This is a genomic window from Streptomyces yamdrokensis (assembly GCF_053890455.1).
The window spans coordinates 1245692-1263041 of the sequence record NZ_CM132679.1 but is presented as its reverse complement, the minus strand read 5'-3'; the positions used below and the strand labels follow the sequence as shown (position 1 = coordinate 1263041).

14 protein-coding genes are annotated in these 17350 nt (G+C 72.2%); 13 read left to right on the top strand and 1 reads right to left on the bottom strand.

What is annotated here, in order from left to right:
* The first annotated feature begins 3 nt into the window (after window positions 1–3).
* From ACWZEH_RS04900 to ACWZEH_RS04845, 12 genes are all read left to right on the top strand, one after another.
* The gene (locus ACWZEH_RS04900; protein WP_456195940.1) at window positions 4–1317 is read left to right on the top strand and encodes a dihydroorotase; all 1314 of its coding nucleotides are present in this window, start codon (window positions 4–6) and stop codon (window positions 1315–1317) included.
* Window positions 1314–1895 (top strand): PH-like domain-containing protein, encoded by a 582-nt coding sequence (locus ACWZEH_RS04895; protein WP_456195938.1) that lies wholly within the window; start codon window positions 1314–1316, stop codon window positions 1893–1895. The genes ACWZEH_RS04900 and ACWZEH_RS04895 overlap by 4 nt, the downstream gene beginning before the upstream one ends.
* Window positions 1892–3046 (top strand): glutamine-hydrolyzing carbamoyl-phosphate synthase small subunit, encoded by a 1155-nt coding sequence (carA, locus tag ACWZEH_RS04890; RefSeq protein WP_456195936.1) that lies wholly within the window; start codon window positions 1892–1894, stop codon window positions 3044–3046. The genes ACWZEH_RS04895 and carA overlap by 4 nt, the downstream gene beginning before the upstream one ends.
* Window positions 3039–6362 (top strand): carbamoyl-phosphate synthase large subunit, encoded by a 3324-nt coding sequence (gene carB / locus ACWZEH_RS04885; RefSeq protein WP_456195934.1) that lies wholly within the window; start codon window positions 3039–3041, stop codon window positions 6360–6362. The genes carA and carB overlap by 8 nt, the downstream gene beginning before the upstream one ends.
* Window positions 6363–6458: 96 nt before the next feature.
* Entirely contained in the window at window positions 6459–7565 is a 1107-nt protein-coding gene (locus ACWZEH_RS04880; protein WP_456195932.1) for a quinone-dependent dihydroorotate dehydrogenase, read from the top strand.
* On the top strand, window positions 7562–8410 hold the full coding sequence (gene pyrF, locus ACWZEH_RS04875; RefSeq protein ID WP_456195930.1) for an orotidine-5'-phosphate decarboxylase: 849 nt from the start codon (window positions 7562–7564) through the stop codon (window positions 8408–8410). The genes ACWZEH_RS04880 and pyrF overlap by 4 nt, the downstream gene beginning before the upstream one ends.
* A gap of 257 nt (window positions 8411–8667) precedes the next feature.
* A complete protein-coding gene (locus tag ACWZEH_RS04870; protein WP_003977346.1) occupies window positions 8668–8991 on the top strand; it encodes an integration host factor in 324 nt (107 codons plus the stop codon).
* A gap of 37 nt (window positions 8992–9028) precedes the next feature.
* Complete coding sequence (gmk, locus tag ACWZEH_RS04865) at window positions 9029–9622, top strand: guanylate kinase (RefSeq protein ID WP_456195928.1); 594 nt, start codon at window positions 9029–9031, stop codon at window positions 9620–9622.
* A gap of 73 nt (window positions 9623–9695) precedes the next feature.
* Window positions 9696–9968 (top strand): DNA-directed RNA polymerase subunit omega, encoded by a 273-nt coding sequence (rpoZ, locus tag ACWZEH_RS04860; protein ID WP_028814064.1) that lies wholly within the window; start codon window positions 9696–9698, stop codon window positions 9966–9968.
* Window positions 9969–10124: 156 nt separating this feature from the next.
* Window positions 10125–11327, top strand: a complete 1203-nt coding sequence (gene coaBC, locus ACWZEH_RS04855; RefSeq protein WP_456195926.1) for a bifunctional phosphopantothenoylcysteine decarboxylase/phosphopantothenate--cysteine ligase CoaBC — start codon at window positions 10125–10127, stop codon at window positions 11325–11327.
* Window positions 11328–11574: 247 nt separating this feature from the next.
* On the top strand, window positions 11575–12783 hold the full coding sequence (metK, locus tag ACWZEH_RS04850) for a methionine adenosyltransferase (protein WP_456195924.1): 1209 nt from the start codon (window positions 11575–11577) through the stop codon (window positions 12781–12783).
* 148 nt (window positions 12784–12931) lie between these two features.
* A complete protein-coding gene (locus ACWZEH_RS04845) occupies window positions 12932–15088 on the top strand; it encodes a primosomal protein N' (RefSeq protein ID WP_456195922.1) in 2157 nt (718 codons plus the stop codon).
* A gap of 496 nt (window positions 15089–15584) precedes the next feature.
* Here ACWZEH_RS04845 and ACWZEH_RS04840 read toward each other — a convergent pair whose 3' ends face one another.
* Window positions 15585–16151: a hypothetical protein gene (locus ACWZEH_RS04840; RefSeq protein WP_456195920.1), complete on the bottom strand. Its 567-nt coding sequence runs from the start codon at window positions 16149–16151 to the stop codon at window positions 15585–15587.
* 236 nt (window positions 16152–16387) lie between these two features.
* On the opposite strand from ACWZEH_RS04840, the gene fmt reads away from it, so the two are divergent.
* Window positions 16388–17320 carry a methionyl-tRNA formyltransferase gene (gene fmt, locus ACWZEH_RS04835; RefSeq protein WP_456195918.1) on the top strand — a complete coding sequence of 311 codons (933 nt, stop codon included), beginning with the start codon at window positions 16388–16390 and terminating at the stop codon, window positions 17318–17320.
* Window positions 17321–17350: the final 30 nt, after the last annotated feature.

Here is a 17350-nt window from a genome sequence, read left to right as displayed (position 1 = left end):
ACGATGAGCAAGACCCTGATCCGCGGTGCGAAGGTGCTCGGCGGCGACCCGCAGGACGTGCTGATCGACGGCGGGACCGTCGCGGCCGTCGGCACCGGGCTGAGCGCCGAGGGCGCCGGCCGTGCCGGAGGCGCGCAGGACGTGACCGTGGTCGAGGCCCACGGCAAGGTGCTGCTGCCCGGCCTGGTCGACCTGCACACCCATCTGCGCGAGCCCGGCCGCGAGGACTCCGAGACCGTGCTGACCGGCACCCGCGCGGCGGCGAGCGGAGGGTACACCGCCGTGTTCGCCATGGCCAACACCTTCCCCGTCGCCGACACCGCCGGCGTCGTCGAGCAGGTCTGGCGGCTCGGCAGGGAGCACGGCTACTGCGACGTACGTCCCGTCGGCGCCGTCACCGTCGGACTGGAGGGCACCACGCTCGCCGAACTGGGCGCCATGCACGAGTCCGCGGCCGGCGTCACCGTCTTCTCCGACGACGGCAAGTGCGTCCACGACGCCGTGATCATGCGGCGCGCCCTGGAGTACGTGAAGGCATTCGGCGGGGTCGTCGCCCAGCACGCCCAGGAGCCCCGGCTGACCGAGGGCGCCCAGATGAACGAGGGCGTCGTCTCCGCCGAGCTGGGCCTGGGCGGCTGGCCGGCCGTCGCCGAGGAGTCGATCATCGCCCGGGACGTGCTGCTCGCCGAGCACGTCGGCTCCCGCGTCCACATCTGCCACCTGTCGACCGCGGGCAGCGTCGAGATCGTCCGCTGGGCCAAGTCCCGCGGTATCGACGTCACCGCCGAGGTCACCCCGCACCACCTGCTCCTCACCGACGAGCTGGTGCGCTCGTACAACCCGGTCTACAAGGTCAACCCGCCGCTGCGCACCGAGCGGGACGTCCACGCGCTGCGCGAGGCGCTCGCCGACGGCACCATCGACATCGTCGCAACCGACCACGCCCCGCACCCGCACGAGGACAAGGACTGCGAGTGGGCCGCCGCGGCCATGGGCATGGTCGGCCTGGAGACCGCGCTGTCGGTGGTCCAGGAGACCATGGTGGACACGGGTCTGCTGGACTGGGCCGGGGTCGCGGACCGGATGTCCTTCACTCCCGCGCGCATCGGACGGGCCGAGGGCCACGGCCGGCCCGTCTCGGCAGGTGAGCCCGCCAACCTCACGCTCGTCGACACGGCATACCGTGGTTCCGTGGACCCCGCGGGCTTCGCCTCGCGCAGCCGCAACACCCCGTACGAGGGCCGCGAGCTGCCGGGCCGTGTCACGCACACCTGGCTCCGGGGCACGGCCACGCTCATCGACGGGAAACTCACGTGACACCTGTAATCCTGCTGGCCGCCGAGAGGGAATCGGCGGAAGTGACCGACTGGGCCGCCCGGATCGGCTGGGTCGTCGGGCTCGCCCTCTTCGTCGGGCTCGTCTACTGGCTGATGCGCGAGGGCTGGAAGTGGCGCGGCACCCTCCAGGGCGACCTGCCCGAACTGCCCACGGCCCCGGACGCCCCCGGCCCGGCGAAACTGAGCGCGAGCGGCCGCTACCACGGCTCCACCACCGCCGGTCAGTGGCTCGACCGCATCGTGGCGCACGGCCTGGGCACCCGTAGCCGTGCGGAGGTCACCCTCACCGACGCGGGCCTGGACGCCGTACGCCCCGGAGCCGGTGACTTCTTCGTCCCGGCCGACGCGCTGCGCGGGGCCCGGCTCGACAAGGGCATCGCCGGCAAGGTGCTCACCGAGGGCGGACTGCTGGTCGTCACCTGGGCGCACGGCGAGCGGCTGATCGACTCCGGCTTCCGCTTCGACCGGGCGGCCGAGCACACCGCGTGGGTCGAGGCCATCAACTCCATGAGCAAGACGATCGTCACAAACGTCACAACGGAAGGCGCCGAACGATGACAACCTCCACCCGGGGAACCACCTCTCGCGAGAAGGTGCTTCCCGCCGTACTCGTCCTGGAGGACGGCCGGGTCTTCCGCGGCCGCGCCTACGGGGCGGTGGGGGAGACCTTCGGCGAAGCGGTGTTCTCCACCGGCATGACCGGCTACCAGGAGACCCTCACCGACCCGTCCTACCACCGCCAGGTCGTGGTCATGACCGCCCCGCACGTCGGCAACACCGGCGTCAACGACGAGGACCCCGAATCCCGGCGGATCTGGGTCGCAGGCTACGTCGTGCGCGACCCCGCGCGCGTGCCGTCCAACTGGCGCTCCCGCCGGTCCCTGGAGGAGGAACTCGCCGCCCAGGGCGTCGTCGGCATCAGCGGCATCGACACCCGTGCCCTCACCCGGCACCTGCGCGAGCGGGGCGCCATGCGCGTCGGCATCTTCAGCGGCGACGCCGTACGCGACGACGCCGCACTGCTGGCCGAGGTCCGGGAAGCTCCCGGGATGAAGGGCGCCGACCTCGCCGCCGAGGTCGCCACCACCGAGCCGTACGTCGTCCCCGCCGTCGGCGAGAAACGGTTCACCGTCGCCGCCGTCGACCTCGGCATCAAGGGCATGACCCCGCACCGGATGGCCGAGCGCGGCATCGAGGTGCACGTCCTGCCCGCCACCGCGACCGCCGACGACGTCCACGCCGTGAACCCCGACGGCGTGTTCTTCTCCAACGGCCCCGGCGACCCCGCCACCGCCGACCACCCCGTCTCCGTGATGCGGTCCGTCCTGGAGCGCGGCACCCCGCTGTTCGGGATCTGCTTCGGCAACCAGATCCTCGGCCGCGCCCTCGGCTTCGGCACCTACAAGCTGAAGTACGGCCACCGCGGCATCAACCAGCCGGTCCAGGACCGCACGACAGGCAAGGTCGAGGTCACCGCGCACAACCACGGCTTCGCCGTCGACGCCCCCCTCGACAAGGTCTCCGACACCCCGTTCGGCCGCGCCGAGGTGTCCCACGTCTGCCTCAACGACAACGTGGTGGAAGGGCTCCGGCTGCTCGACAAACCGGCCTTCAGTGTCCAGTACCACCCGGAAGCGGCAGCGGGCCCGCACGACGCCGCCTACCTGTTCGACCGCTTCGTTTCCCTGATGGAGGGCCAGCGTGCCTAAGCGCACCGATATCCAGTCCGTCCTGGTCATCGGCTCCGGCCCGATCGTCATCGGCCAGGCCGCCGAGTTCGACTACTCCGGCACCCAGGCGTGCCGGGTGCTGAAGGCCGAGGGCCTACGGGTCGTCCTGGTCAACTCCAACCCGGCGACGATCATGACCGACCCGGAGATCGCCGACGCCACCTACGTCGAGCCGATCACCCCCGAGTTCGTCGAGAAGATCATCGCCAAGGAGCAGCCGGACGCCCTGCTGCCCACCCTGGGCGGCCAGACGGCCCTGAACACCGCGATCTCGCTGGCCGAGAACGGAGTCCTGGACAAGTACGGCGTCGAGCTGATCGGCGCCAACGTGGAGGCCATCAACAAGGGCGAGGACCGCGACCTGTTCAAGGAGGTCGTGGAGGCCGTCCGCGGGAAGATCGGACACGGCGAGTCCGCCCGTTCGGTCATCTGCCACACCATGGACGAGGTCCTGGCCGGCGTCGACGAACTCGGCGGCTACCCGGTCGTGGTACGCCCCTCCTTCACCATGGGCGGCGCCGGCTCCGGCTTCGCCCACGACGAGGACGAGCTGCGCCGCATCGCCGGACAGGGGCTCACTCTCTCGCCGACCACCGAGGTGCTCCTCGAGGAGTCCATCCTCGGCTGGAAGGAGTACGAGCTGGAGCTGATGCGCGACAAGCACGACAACGTCGTGGTCGTCTGCTCCATCGAGAACTTCGACCCCATGGGCGTGCACACCGGCGACTCCATCACCGTCGCCCCCGCGATGACCCTGACCGACCGCGAGTACCAGATCCTGCGGGACATCGGCATCGCCGTCATCCGCGAGGTCGGCGTGGACACCGGCGGCTGCAACATCCAGTTCGCGGTGAACCCGGAGGACGGCCGGGTGATCGTCATCGAGATGAACCCGCGCGTGTCACGGTCCTCGGCGCTGGCCTCCAAGGCGACCGGTTTCCCGATCGCCAAGATCGCCGCCAAGCTCGCCGTCGGCTACACCCTCGACGAGATCCCCAACGACATCACGAAGGAGACCCCGGCCTCCTTCGAGCCGACCCTCGACTACGTGGTCGTCAAGGCACCGCGGTTCGCCTTCGAGAAGTTCCCGAGCGCCGACTCCACCCTCACCACCACGATGAAGTCGGTCGGCGAGGCCATGGCCATCGGCCGCAACTTCACCGAGGCGTTCCAGAAGGCGCTGCGCTCGCTGGAGAAGAAGGGCAGCCAGTTCACCTTCGTCGGCGAGCCCGGCGACAAGGCCGGGCTGCTGGACGAGGCCGCCCGCCCGACCGACGGCCGCATCAACACCGTCATGCAGGCCATCCGCGCGGGCGCCACCCCCAAGGAGGTCTTCGACGCCACGAAGATCGACCCCTGGTTCGTCGACCAGCTCTTCCTCATCAAGGAGATCGCCGACGAACTGTCCGAGGCGCCCGAGCTGACCACCGGGCTGCTCGCCGAGGCCAAGCGGCACGGCTTCTCCGACCAGCAGGTCGGGGAGATCCGCGGCCTGCGCGAGGACGTGGTCCGCGAGGTCCGGCACGCCCTCGGCGTCCGCCCGGTCTACAAGACCGTCGACACCTGCGCCGCCGAGTTCGCCGCGAACACGCCGTACTTCTACTCCTCCTACGACGAGGAGACCGAGGTCGCCCCGCGCGAGAAGCCGGCGGTGATCATCCTGGGCTCCGGCCCGAACCGCATCGGCCAGGGCATCGAGTTCGACTACTCCTGCGTCCACGCCTCCTTCGCGCTGAGCACTGCACCCAGTCCTCCCGGCGGGTACGAGACCGTGATGGTCAACTGCAACCCGGAGACCGTCTCCACCGACTACGACACCTCCGACCGGCTGTACTTCGAGCCGCTCACCCTGGAGGACGTCCTGGAGATCGTCCACGCGGAGCAGCAGGCGGGACCGGTCGCGGGCGTGATCGTCCAGCTCGGCGGCCAGACCCCGCTGGGCCTGGCCCAGGCACTCAAGGACAACGGCGTACCGGTCGTCGGCACGTCCCCCGAGGCCATCCACGCGGCCGAGGACCGGGGCGCCTTCGGCCAGGTACTCAAGGAGGCCGGCCTGCCGGCCCCCAAGCACGGCACCGCCACCACCTTCACCGAGGCCAGGGCCATCGCCGACGAGATCGGCTACCCGGTCCTCGTCCGCCCGTCCTACGTGCTCGGCGGCCGCGGCATGGAGATCGTCTACGACGAGACCCGCCTCGCGTCCTACATCGCCGAGTCGACCGAGATCAGCCCCTCCCGGCCGGTGCTGGTCGACCGGTTCCTCGACGACGCCATCGAGATCGACGTCGACGCGCTCTACGACGGCGAGGAGCTCTACCTGGGCGGCGTCATGGAGCACATCGAGGAGGCCGGCATCCACTCCGGTGACTCCGCGTGCGCCCTGCCCCCGATCACCCTCGGCGGCTTCGACATCAAGCGGCTGCGCGCCTCCACGGAGGCCATCGCCCGCGGCGTCGGGGTGCGCGGCCTGATCAACATCCAGTTCGCGCTGTCCGGCGACATCCTCTACGTCCTGGAGGCCAACCCGCGCGCCTCGCGCACCGTCCCCTTCACCTCGAAGGCGACCGCGGTGCCGCTGGCCAAGGCGGCCGCCCGGATCTCGCTCGGTGCGACCGTCGCCGGGCTCCGCGCGGAGGGCCTGCTCCCGGCCCGGGGCGACGGCGGCGACATCCCGCTCGACGCGCCGATCTCCGTCAAGGAGGCCGTGCTGCCCTGGTCGCGCTTCCGTGACATCCACGGCCGTGGCGTCGACACGGTCCTCGGTCCGGAGATGCGCTCCACCGGCGAGGTCATGGGCATCGACTCCGTCTTCGGCACCGCGTACGCCAAGTCGCAGGCGGGCGCCTACGGGCCGCTGCCCACCAAGGGCCGCGCCTTCATCTCCGTCGCCAACCGCGACAAGCGCTCGATGATCTTCCCCGCGCGCGAGCTCGTCGCCCACGGCTTCGAACTGTTCGCCACCTCCGGCACCGCCGAGGTCCTCAAGCGCAACGGCATCAACGCCACCGTGGTGCGCAAGCAGTCCGAGGGCACCGGCCCGAACGGCGAGAAGACCATCGTCCAGCTGATCCACGACGGCGAGGTCGACCTCATCGTCAACACGCCGTACGGCACCGGCGGCCGGCTCGACGGCTACGACATCCGTACGGCCGCCGTGGCGCGCTCCGTGCCGTGCCTGACGACGGTCCAGGCGCTCGCCGCCGCGGTCCAGGGCATCGACGCCCTCAACCGCGGCGAGGTCGGCGTCCGCTCGCTCCAGGAACACGCGGAGCATCTGACAGCGGCCCGCGACTGACAGCCCCGAGGGGGACACCGGAAACGGTGTCCCCCTCTTCATGAGGCCCTTCAGGTTCGTCAGGCTCTTCACGGGGCCTTTCACGAGGACACAGGTATGTACAAGTACTTCTTCCATCTGGTGTTCAAGCGGATGGATCCGGAGCGGGCCCATCACCTCGCCTTCCGCTGGATCCGTCTCGTCGCGCGCGTCCCCGGCCTGCGCACCTTCGTCGCCGCCGCGCTGGCGCCCCGCCACAGGGAACTGCGTACCGAGGCCCTCGGGCTGCGTCTGCACAGCCCCTTCGGGCTCGCCGCGGGCTTCGACAAGAACGCCCTCGGCATCGACGGCATGGCGATGCTCGGCTTCGACCACGTCGAGATCGGCACGGTGACCGGCGAGCCGCAGCCCGGCAACCCGAAGAAGCGGCTGTTCCGTCTGGTGGCGGACCGCGCGCTGGTCAACCGCATGGGCTTCAACAACGAGGGCTCGCTGGCCGTGGCCGCCCGCCTGGCCTCCCGCACGCCCGTCCTCAGGACGGTCGTCGGCGTCAACATCGGCAAGACCAAGGCCGTGCCCGAGGCCGAGGCCGCCGCCGACTACGTGAAGTCCGCCGAGCGGCTGGCGCCGTACGCGGACTACCTGGTCGTCAACGTCTCCTCGCCGAACACCCCCGGCCTGCGGGACCTCCAGGCCGTCGACCACCTGCGCCCGCTGCTCACCGCCGTCCGCGAGGCCGCCGTCCGTGCCGTGCCCGCCCGCCGGGTGCCGCTGCTGGTGAAGATCGCCCCGGACCTCGCCGACGAGGACATCGACGCGGTCGCCGACCTGGCCGTGGAGCTCGGCCTGGACGGGATCATCGCCACGAACACCACCATCGCGCGCGCGGGGCTCGGCCTGCGGTCCGGCCCCGCCGCCGTACAGGAGACCGGCGGCCTGTCCGGCGCGCCCCTGAAGGCACGCTCCCTCGAGGTGCTGCGCCGCCTGTACGCGCGCGTGGGGGACCGGATCACCCTGGTCGGTGTCGGAGGCATCGAGAACGCCGAGGACGCCTGGCAGCGCATCCTGGCCGGCGCCACGCTGGTCCAGGGCTACAGCGCCCTCGTCTACGAGGGGCCCTTCTGGGCCCGCACCCTCCACAAGGGGCTTGCCGCACGCCTGCGCACCAGCCCGTACGCCACGCTCGCCGACGCGGTGGGCGCCGACGTGAGGACAGCGGCATGAGCGGACGACCCGTCCCCTTCGGCACCCGGCTGCGGCGGGCCATGGACACGCGCGGCCCGCTGTGCGTCGGCATCGACCCGCACGCCGCCCTGCTCGCAGAGTGGGGCCTGAACGACGACGTGGCCGGTCTGGAGCGGTTCAGCCGCACGGTCGTCGAGGCGGTCGCGGACCGGGTCGCCGTGCTCAAGCCGCAGAGCGCGTTCTTCGAGCGCTTCGGCTCGCGCGGCGTCGCGGTGCTGGAGACGACGGTCGCTCAGGCGCGGGCGGCCGGCGCGCTGGTCGTCATGGACGCCAAGCGCGGCGACATCGGCTCCACCATGGCCGCCTACGCCGAGTCCTTCCTGCATCCGGACTCCCCGCTTTTCTCGGACGCGCTGACCGTGTCCCCGTACCTCGGCTACGGCTCGCTGAGCCCGGCGGTGGCGCTGGCCCGTGAGAGCGGCACGGGACTGTTCGTCCTGGCACTGACCTCCAATCCCGAGGGCGGCGAGGTGCAGCACGCGGTACGGGCCGACGGGCGCAGCGTGGGCGCGACCATGCTCGGACACCTGGCCGCCGAGAACGCGGGGGAGGCCCCCCTGGGGTCCTTCGGCGCGGTCGTCGGCGCGACGCTCGGCGACCTGTCCTCGTACGACCTGGACATCAACGGTCCGCTGCTCGCGCCCGGCATCGGCGCGCAGGGGGCCACGGCGGCGGATCTCCCGGCGGTCTTCGGCCCGGTGGTGCGCAACGTCGTGCCGAACGTCAGCCGGGGAGTGTTGCGCCACGGTGCCGACGTGGTCGCGCTGCGTGACGCCGCGGAGCGGTTCGCGGAGGAGATCGCGACGGCCGTGGCGGCGCTCTGATGCTCCGACGAGGGACGCAGGAGACCGCCGGGACCCGGGCGCGACGAGAAAACCAGGTCATTATGCCCGTAAATGTCTGTCATCATGGAGGCTGACCAGGACTTTTCCGCCGTTCTCGCTGACTCCGGCGGAGTTGGCCGCTAGTCTCCGACGGAGAGTGAACGGGCAAGCGTGTTGCTCGTGGCTCCCCTGGTGTGGGGCGACTAGGTTCCTCACCGGTCCGTATCCGACAGTTCGACATCCGAGGTGACGTAGGCGTGGCTCTTCCGCCCCTTACCCCTGAACAGCGCGCAGCCGCGCTCGAAAAGGCCGCCGCGGCTCGCCGGGAGCGGGCCGAGGTCAAAAATCGACTCAAGCACTCCGGCGCCTCCTTGCACGAGGTCATCAAGCAGGGCCAGGAGAACGACGTCATCGGCAAGATGAAGGTCTCCGCTCTGCTCGAGTCCCTGCCGGGCGTGGGCAAGGTCCGCGCCAAGCAGATCATGGAGCGACTGGGCATCTCCGAGAGCCGCCGTGTACGCGGTCTCGGCTCGAACCAGATCGCCTCCCTGGAGCGCGAGTTCGGCAGCACCGGCTCCTGAGTCCCGGGCCCACCGGGATTGCTGGAATAATCGCCGCATGGCTGCAACACCCCGGGGGACGACCCCCGTACCCCCGGACGCAAGTCCGCGGCTGACCGTGCTCTCCGGCCCCTCAGGGGTCGGCAAGAGCACGGTCGTCGCGCATATGCGCAAGGCACACCCCGAGGTCTGGCTCTCGGTGTCGGCGACGACCCGCAAGCCGCGCCCCGGTGAACAGGACGGGGTCCACTACTTCTTCGTCACCGATGACGAGATGGACAAGCTGATCGCCAACGGTGAACTGCTGGAGTGGGCCGAGTTCGCAGGCAACCGCTACGGCACGCCGCGTGCGGCGGTGCTCGAGCACCTGGAGTCCGGCCTGTCCGTCCTCCTGGAGATCGACCTCCAGGGTGCCCGCCAGGTCCGCGAGTCCATGAGCGAGGCCCAGCTGGTCTTCCTGGCTCCTCCCTCCTGGGAGGAGCTGGTGCGCCGGCTCACCGGCCGGGGCACCGAGTCGCCCGAGGTGGTCGAGCGCCGGCTGGGGGCCGCGAAGATCGAGCTGGCGGCCGAGCCGGAGTTCGACACGACCCTGGTCAACACCTCCGTCGAGGACGTGGCCCGCGAGCTGCTAGCCTTGATGAACGTCGTGTGATCGTCAGCGTTTCCTCAACGGTCATTCAGCGATCATGCAGACCGATTCTTTCCCATCCATCGGAAGGTAGAGCGTGTCCTCTTCCATCTCCACGCCCGAGGGCATCATCAACCCGCCGATCGACGAGCTTCTCGAGGCCACGGACTCGAAGTACAGCCTCGTGATCTACGCGGCCAAGCGGGCTCGCCAGATCAACGCGTACTACTCGCAGCTCGGTGAGGGTCTCCTCGAGTACGTCGGCCCCCTCGTCGACACCCACGTCCACGAGAAGCCGCTCTCGATCGCCCTGCGCGAGATCAACGCGGGACTGCTGACCTCCGAGGCCATCGAGGGCCCCGCTCAGTAAGTCGCAGTTCTGTACGTCGTAGTGCAGTGAGTCACATGTCCGAAAGTCGCATCAGCGACTCTCGGCCGACTTTTCCACAGGCCCGGCAGCATGTCTGCCGGGCCTGTGGTGTGGTGGGTGCGGGGCCGTTCTGTTCAGGAAGAGACGGAGAGAGACGTGGGCAAGCCGAAGGTCGTTCTGGGCGTCAGCGGCGGCATCGCCGCGTACAAGGCCTGCGAGCTGCTCAGGAGGCTGACGGAGTCGGGGCACGACGTCCGCGTCGTCCCCACCGCCTCCGCGCTGCACTTCGTCGGCGCCGCCACCTGGTCCGCGCTCTCCGGCCACCCCGTCTCGACCGAGGTGTGGGACGACGTCCACGAGGTGCCGCACGTCCGCATCGGGCAGCACGCCGACCTGGTCGTCGTCGCCCCGGCCACCGCGGACACGCTGGCGAAGGCGGCGCACGGCCTGGCCGACGACCTCCTCACCAACACCCTGCTCACCGCCCGCTGTCCCGTGGTCTTCGCCCCCGCCATGCACACCGAGATGTGGGAGCACCCGGCCACGCAGGAGAATGTGGCCACTTTGCGCCGGCGCGGCGCCGTCGTCGTCGAACCGGCGGTGGGCCGGCTCACCGGCGCCGACAGCGGCAAGGGCCGGCTGCCCGACCCGGGCGAGATCTTCGAGGTCTGCCGCCGGGTGCTGGCCCGGGGCGTCGGCGAGCCCGACCTCGGAGGCCGGCATGTCGTGGTCAGCGCCGGCGGCACCCGGGAGCCCCTCGACCCCGTCCGCTTCCTCGGCAACCGCTCCTCCGGCAAGCAGGGCTACGCGCTCGCCCGGACCGCCGCGGCGCGGGGCGCGCGGGTCACCCTGATCGCCGCCAACGCCGGACTGCCCGACCCGGCGGGGGTGGACGTCGTCCCCGTCGAGACCGCCGTACAACTGCGCGAGGAAGTACTCCGGGCCGCCGCCGACGCCGACGCGGTGGTCATGGCCGCCGCGGTCGCCGACTTCCGCCCCGCGGCGTACGCGGCCGGGAAGATCAAGAAGCAGGACGGCCGGGAACCCGAGCCCGTCGCCCTGGTGCGCAACCCGGACATCCTCGCGGAGATCTCCGCCGACCGGGCCCGCCCCGGACAGGTGGTCGTCGGCTTCGCCGCGGAGACGGACGACGTGCTCGCCAACGGACGCGCCAAGCTGAAGCGCAAGGGCTGCGATCTGCTCGTGGTCAACGAGGTGGGCGAGCGCAAGACCTTCGGTTCCGAGGAGAACGAGGCCGTGGTGCTGGACGCCGACGGCAGCGAGACGCCCGTGGCGCACGGTCCCAAGGAAGCCCTGGCCGACACGGTCTGGGACCTGGTGGCCGGACGCCTCGGCTGAGGGATCCGGGGCGGGTTTCGCCGCTGTGAGGATTCCGAAACCCTGCCGCCGGTGCGTGGCGCCTCTGGCCAACACGCCTCGACATGGGCAGAATGCCCGTGCCGCAGGTCACCGGGCTTCCCGAGAGGCGAGACAGGAGGACCCGCGGCGAGGCGCGACCGATAAACTGTTCCACGGACGGTGTGCGGTGCAGCCCCTGCCGTCCGCCAATGATCAGCCAGCAGCCGCTGCAACCCCAGGGAGCGTTGTGTCCCGTCGTCTCTTCACCTCGGAGTCCGTGACCGAAGGTCACCCCGACAAGATCGCTGACCAGATCAGCGACACCATCCTCGACGCGCTGCTCCGCGAGGACCCGAACTCCCGCGTCGCCGTCGAGACCCTGATCACCACCGGCCTGGTGCACGTGGCCGGCGAGGTCACGACCAAGGCCTACGCACCGATCCCGCAGCTGGTGCGGGACAAGATCCTGGAGATCGGCTACGACTCCTCGAAGAAGGGCTTCGACGGCGCCTCCTGCGGCGTGTCGGTGTCCATCGGCGCCCAGTCCCCGGACATCGCCCAGGGCGTCGACACCGCGTACGAGAACCGGGTCGAGGGCGACGAGGACGAGCTGGACCGGCAGGGCGCCGGCGACCAGGGGCTGATGTTCGGTTACGCGTCGGACGAGACGCCGACGTTGATGCCGCTCCCGGTCTTCCTCGCGCACCGCCTGTCCAAGCGCCTGTCCGACGTGCGCAAGAACGGCACCATCCCCTACCTGCGCCCGGACGGAAAGACCCAGGTCACCATCGAGTACGACGGCGACAAGGCCGTCCGTCTGGACACCGTCGTGGTCTCCTCGCAGCATGCCTCCGACATCGACCTCGAGTCGCTGCTCGCCCCCGACATCCGCGAGTTCGTCGTGGAGCCGGAGCTGAAGGCGCTGCTGGACGAGGGCATCAAGCTCGACACGGAGAACTACCGTCTGCTGGTCAACCCCACCGGCCGCTTCGAGATCGGCGGCCCGATGGGCGACGCCGGCCTCACCGGCCGCAAGATCATCATCGACACCTACGGCGGCATGGCCCGGCACGGCGGCGGCGCCTTCTCCGGCAAGGACCCGTCCAAGGTCGACCGCTCGGCGGCGTACGCGATGCGCTGGGTCGCCAAGAACGTGGTCGCGGCGGGCCTGGCCGCCCGCTGCGAGGTCCAGGTGGCGTACGCCATCGGCAAGGCCGAGCCGGTCGGTCTGTTCGTGGAGACCTTCGGCACCGCCAAGGTCGACACCGAGCTGATCGAGCGGGCGATCGACGAGGTGTTCGACCTCCGTCCGGCCGCCATCATCCGTGACCTGGATCTGCTCCGGCCGATCTACTCCCAGACCGCCGCCTACGGCCACTTCGGCCGTGAGCTGCCCGACTTCACCTGGGAGCGCACCAACCGCGTGGACGCGCTGCGCAAGGCGGCGGGGCTGTAGTCCGCGCCCCGGCTCCTCCACCGAGGCCCGGCATCCCTTCAGGGATGCCGGGCCTCGGCGTGCGCGGGGCACCGCCGGCCGGGGCGGGCGTACCGCTGGGGGCGGCAGCGGCCGTCGTGTGTCAGTGCCGTTTGGTAAGAATGCAGGCGTGAGCAGCGAGAACGGTGGGAGCGGAGAGGCGGACGGCGGTGCGCGGGGCGCGCCGCCCGAGCAGCTCGCGCTCATCCGGGAGACCGTGCGCAAGGCCGGCACACCCCGGGCCAAGCCGCGGACCTGGCGGGGCGCCGCGCTCGCCGGACACCTGCCGGTGGCGCGCGTCCTCGTCGACAAGGGCGTCCTGCACCTCGACCGGTACTTCGACTACGCCGTGCCCGAGGAGCTCGACGCCGACGCGCAGCCGGGCGTCCGGGTGCGGGTGCGCTTCGGGGCCGGCCGGCACCGGGTGCGCGAGGGACGCCGTGAAGGCGGCGGGCTCATCGACGGGTTCCTGGTCGAGCGGCTCGCCGAGTCCGACTATGCGGGGCCGCTGGCCGCCCTCGCCCAGGTGGTGTCGCCCGAGCCGGTCCTGAGCGGGGAACTGCTGGGGCTGGCCCGCGCGGTCGCCGACCGGTACGCGGGCAGCCTCGCCGACGTGCTCCAGCTCGCCGTACCGCCGCGCAGTGCCCGCGCCGAGCGCCGGCCCTCGCCCGACCCGGCGCCGCCGCCCCCGGCACCCGGGCCGGGCTCCTGGGCCCGGTACGAGCAGGGGCCCGGCTTCCTTTGGGAGCTGTCCGCCGGCGGCGCTCCGCGCGCCGTGTGGAACGCGCTGCCCGGGCCGCTCTGGAGCGAGGAACTGGCCCGCGCGGTCGCCGCGACCCTGGCCTCCGGCCGCGGCGCCCTCGTCGTCCTGCCGGACGGACGGGCCGTCGCCCGCGTCGACGCCGCGCTCACCGAACTCCTGGGCAGGGGACGGCACGCGGTGCTGACCGCCGAGGCCGGGCCCGAGAGGCGGTACGCGCAGTGGCTGGCCGTGCGCCGCGGGTCCGTGCGCGCCGTGATCGGCACCCGGGCGGCGATGTTCGCACCCGTCCACAACCTCGGACTGGTCGCGCTCTGGGACGACGGCGACGACAGCCACAGCGAGCAGCACGCCCCGCAGCCCCACGCGCGCGAGGTGCTGCTGCTGCGGGCGGCACAGGACAAGTGCGGTTTCCTGCTGGGAAGCTGGAGCTGCACGGTGGAGGCCGCCCAGCTGGTGGAGACCGGCTGGGCCGGGCCCCTGATCTCCGGAAGGGACCAAGTACGGGCCGCCGCCCCGCTGGTACGGACCGTCGGGGACGGGGACCTCGCGCGGGACGAGGCAGCCCGCGCCGCCCGGCTGCCGTCGCTCGCCTGGCAGGCCGTCAGGGAGGGGCTGCGGCACGGGCCGGTGCTCGTGCAGGTCCCCCGGCGCGGCTACGTCCCGCGGATGGCGTGCGCCAACTGCCGTACCCCGGCGCGGTGCCGGCACTGCTCGGGGCCGATGGAAGCACCCGGCGCCGACGATCTGCGGTGCGGCTGGTGCGGGCGCGAGGAGAACGGCTGGCACTGCCCGGAGTGCGGCGGGTTCCGGCTGCGGGCCCAGGTGGTGGGGGCGCGCCGGACCGCCGAGGAACTGGGCCGGGCCTTCCCCGCCGTACCGGTGCGCACCTCGGGACGCGAACATGTGCTGGACACGGTTCCCGAGGCGCCCGCGCTGGTGGTGAGCACGCCGGGGGCCGAGCCGGTCGCCGAGGGCGGGTACGCGGCAGCGCTGCTGCTGGACGGCTGGACCATGCTGAGCCGGCCCGACCTGCGGGCCGGGGAGGACGCGTTGCGCCGCTGGATCGCCGCGGCGGCGCTGGTACGTCCGCAGGCGGAGGGCGGCACGGTCGTGGTGGTCGCCGAGCCGACCCTGCGGCCCGTGCAGGCGCTGGTGCGGTGGGACCCCGTCGGCCACGCGGTACGGGAACTGGGGGAGCGGGCCGAGCTGGGCTTCCCGCCGGTGTCCCGGATGGCCGCCGTGTCGGGGCCCGCGGAGGCCGTCGCCGGGTTCCTCGGCGTGGCCGGACTCCCCGGGGAGGCGGAGGTACTGGGGCCCGTCCCGCTGCCCGTCACGCCCACCGGCCGCCCGCGGCGGCCCGGCGGCCCGCCGCCCGGGGACCACTGGGAGCGGGCCCTGATCCGCGTCCCCCCGGGCAGGGGGGCCGCGCTGACCGCCGCCCTGAAGTCCGCCCAGGCGGCCCGCATGGCCCGCGGCGGCGACGAACCGGTGTGGGTACGGATCGACCCGCCCGACATCGGCTGAGAAACACGGGCCGGGCGACGTGGAGCGGTGGTTGTGGCCGGGGAAGCGGGCGAGCGGGGAGCTCCTCGAGGGTGCCGCATACGGATCGGGCCCCCGGGGAGACACCCGTGCCGACGTGAGGCGCGCCGTTGCCCGTCGCGCGTGCGTCGACGGTCGTTCAGGCGGTTTGGCCGACCGGCGGGCCGACCGGCGGGCCGACCGGCGGGCCGACCGGCGGGCCGACCGGCGCGCGGCGCGGTACGGGTCCCGTCCGAGCGGCACGGGGCCGGTGCGCAAACCGGGTGGGCGGCTTGGTTCCGGAGCCGGGCGTCGTCGGGTGGGGGCGCGTCGGCGCCCGTTCGTGCGGTGCGGCCGGTCCGCGCGGGGGAGCGGCGGCATACGCTGCGGGTGTGTCCGCTCGGCCTGCCGACACGACTGCGGCAGTGCAGGCCGGTTGTGGAGTCCGGCCCTCCGGGGCGGTGGCCGTGCCCGGAAGGGCCGGGAGCGGGTGGCGCGGTCAGCCGTTGCGCGGGCCCGGGAAGGCGGTGGGGCCGGGGAAGGCCGTGGGGCGCGGGTCGTCGCGGAGGGGCGAAACGCCCGCCGCCGGCTGCGTCGGCATGGAACGGGCGGCGGGGACCGTGGGCGCGCTGGAGACCCCGGCGCCCACGTTGACCGTGCGCGTTCCCGACGGCTCGGCGGTGTGCTCCGCCTCCGTGGCCTGGTTCTGGGCGGCCGCGGCACGGCGGGCGCCGTAACGACGGTGGACCGCCTGTTTGGTGACGCCGAGCGCGGAGCCCACCGCGTCCCACGAGAAACCCAGCGAGCGGTCGAAGTCCACGGCCGCGGTGACCAGCGTCTCGACGCTGTCCCGCAGTTCCTGGGCGAGACGGACCGTCGGGGCGGGAGCGCGTCCGTAGACGACGAAGCCCGTGGAGGGGCCGGAGCGGCGCGGGCGGTAGACATTGCCGAGCTGGGCGGTGAGCGTGCGCAGTGCGTCCACCTGCCGGCGGACCCGCTCGATGTCCCGCACCAGCAAGTGCAGGCTGGCGCGAGCCTGGGCGTCGTGGGTTGCGTGGTCGGCCATGAACAAGCCTCTCGAACCGGCGTTGAAAGAAACGGGCCGCGTCGGAGCGGCCCGGTGTGGTCAACTCTTTCTTGACCAACGCGGATCCGCTCCGTGGGTCACGGGGTGGGGGCGCGGCGGCATATGCGTACGCCCCCGTGCGGGAGCGTGCGCCCCGGCTTCGCCCGACGCGTCGTCCCTCCATAGACTGGTGTGCTGCCCGCATCCGTCCCCGCCCGAGAGGCCCGAACCACCCCATGAAGCTGGTCTTCGCCGGTACCCCCGAGGTCGCCGTTCCCGCTCTGGACGCTCTTCTCGCCTCGGAGCGGCACGAGGTGGCCGCCGTCGTCACCCGGCCCGACGCACCCGCCGGGCGGGGCCGCAGGCTGGTCGCCTCTCCGGTCGCCGAGCGGGCGCAGGAGGCCGGGATCGAGGTGCTCAGGCCCGTGAAGCCGCGGGACCCGGAGTTCCTCGAGCGGCTGCGCGAGATCGCCCCCGACTGCTGTCCCGTCGTCGCCTACGGCGCCCTGCTGCCCCGGACCGCCCTCGACATCCCGGACCGGGGCTGGGTCAACCTGCACTTCTCGCTGCTGCCCGCCTGGCGCGGGGCGGCGCCCGTGCAGCACGCCGTCATGGCGGGCGACGGGATCACCGGCGCGTCCACCTTCCTCATCGAGGAAGGGCTCGACTCGGGGCCGGTCTACGGCACCGTCACCGAGGAGATCCGCCCCACGGACACCAGCGGCGACCTGCTCACACGGCTCGCCTTCGCCGGTGCCGGTCTGCTCGCCGCGACCATGGACGGCATCGAGGACGGCACCCTGAAGGCCGTACCGCAGCCCGCCGACGGGATCACCCTCGCCCCGAAGGTCTCCGTGGAGGACGCCCGCGTCGACTGGAGCGCCCCGGCCCTGCGCGTCGACCGCATCGTGCGCGGCTGTACGCCCGCGCCCGGTGCCTGGACCACCTTCCGGGGCGAGCGGCTCAAACTCGTCCAGGTCACGCCCGCTCCCGGCCGTACGGATCTCGCGCCCGGACGGCTGTCCACGGGCAAGAACAACGTGTACGCCGGCACCGGCTCGCACGCCGTGGAACTGCTGTGGGTGCAGGCCCAGGGCAAGAAGCCGATGCGCGCGGCCGACTGGGCCCGCGGGGTACGGATCGGAGCCGAGGAGACCGTGGGCGGCTGACACCGCCGCACCCAGGTCCGGCGCCCTGCG

Coding starts and splice junctions, on each gene's coding strand:
- ACWZEH_RS04900 (WP_456195940.1), top strand. CDS start 4: ATGAGCAAGACCCTGATCCGCGGTGCGAAGGTGCTCGGCGGCGACCCG.
- ACWZEH_RS04880 (WP_456195932.1), top strand. CDS start 6,459: ATGTACAAGTACTTCTTCCATCTGGTGTTCAAGCGGATGGATCCGGAG.
- gmk (WP_456195928.1), top strand. CDS start 9,029: ATGGCTGCAACACCCCGGGGGACGACCCCCGTACCCCCGGACGCAAGT.
- ACWZEH_RS04840 (WP_456195920.1), bottom strand. CDS start 16,151: ATGGCCGACCACGCAACCCACGACGCCCAGGCTCGCGCCAGCCTGCAC.
- pyrF (WP_456195930.1), top strand. CDS start 7,562: ATGAGCGGACGACCCGTCCCCTTCGGCACCCGGCTGCGGCGGGCCATG.
- fmt (WP_456195918.1), top strand. CDS start 16,388: ATGAAGCTGGTCTTCGCCGGTACCCCCGAGGTCGCCGTTCCCGCTCTG.
- carA (WP_456195936.1), top strand. CDS start 1,892: ATGACAACCTCCACCCGGGGAACCACCTCTCGCGAGAAGGTGCTTCCC.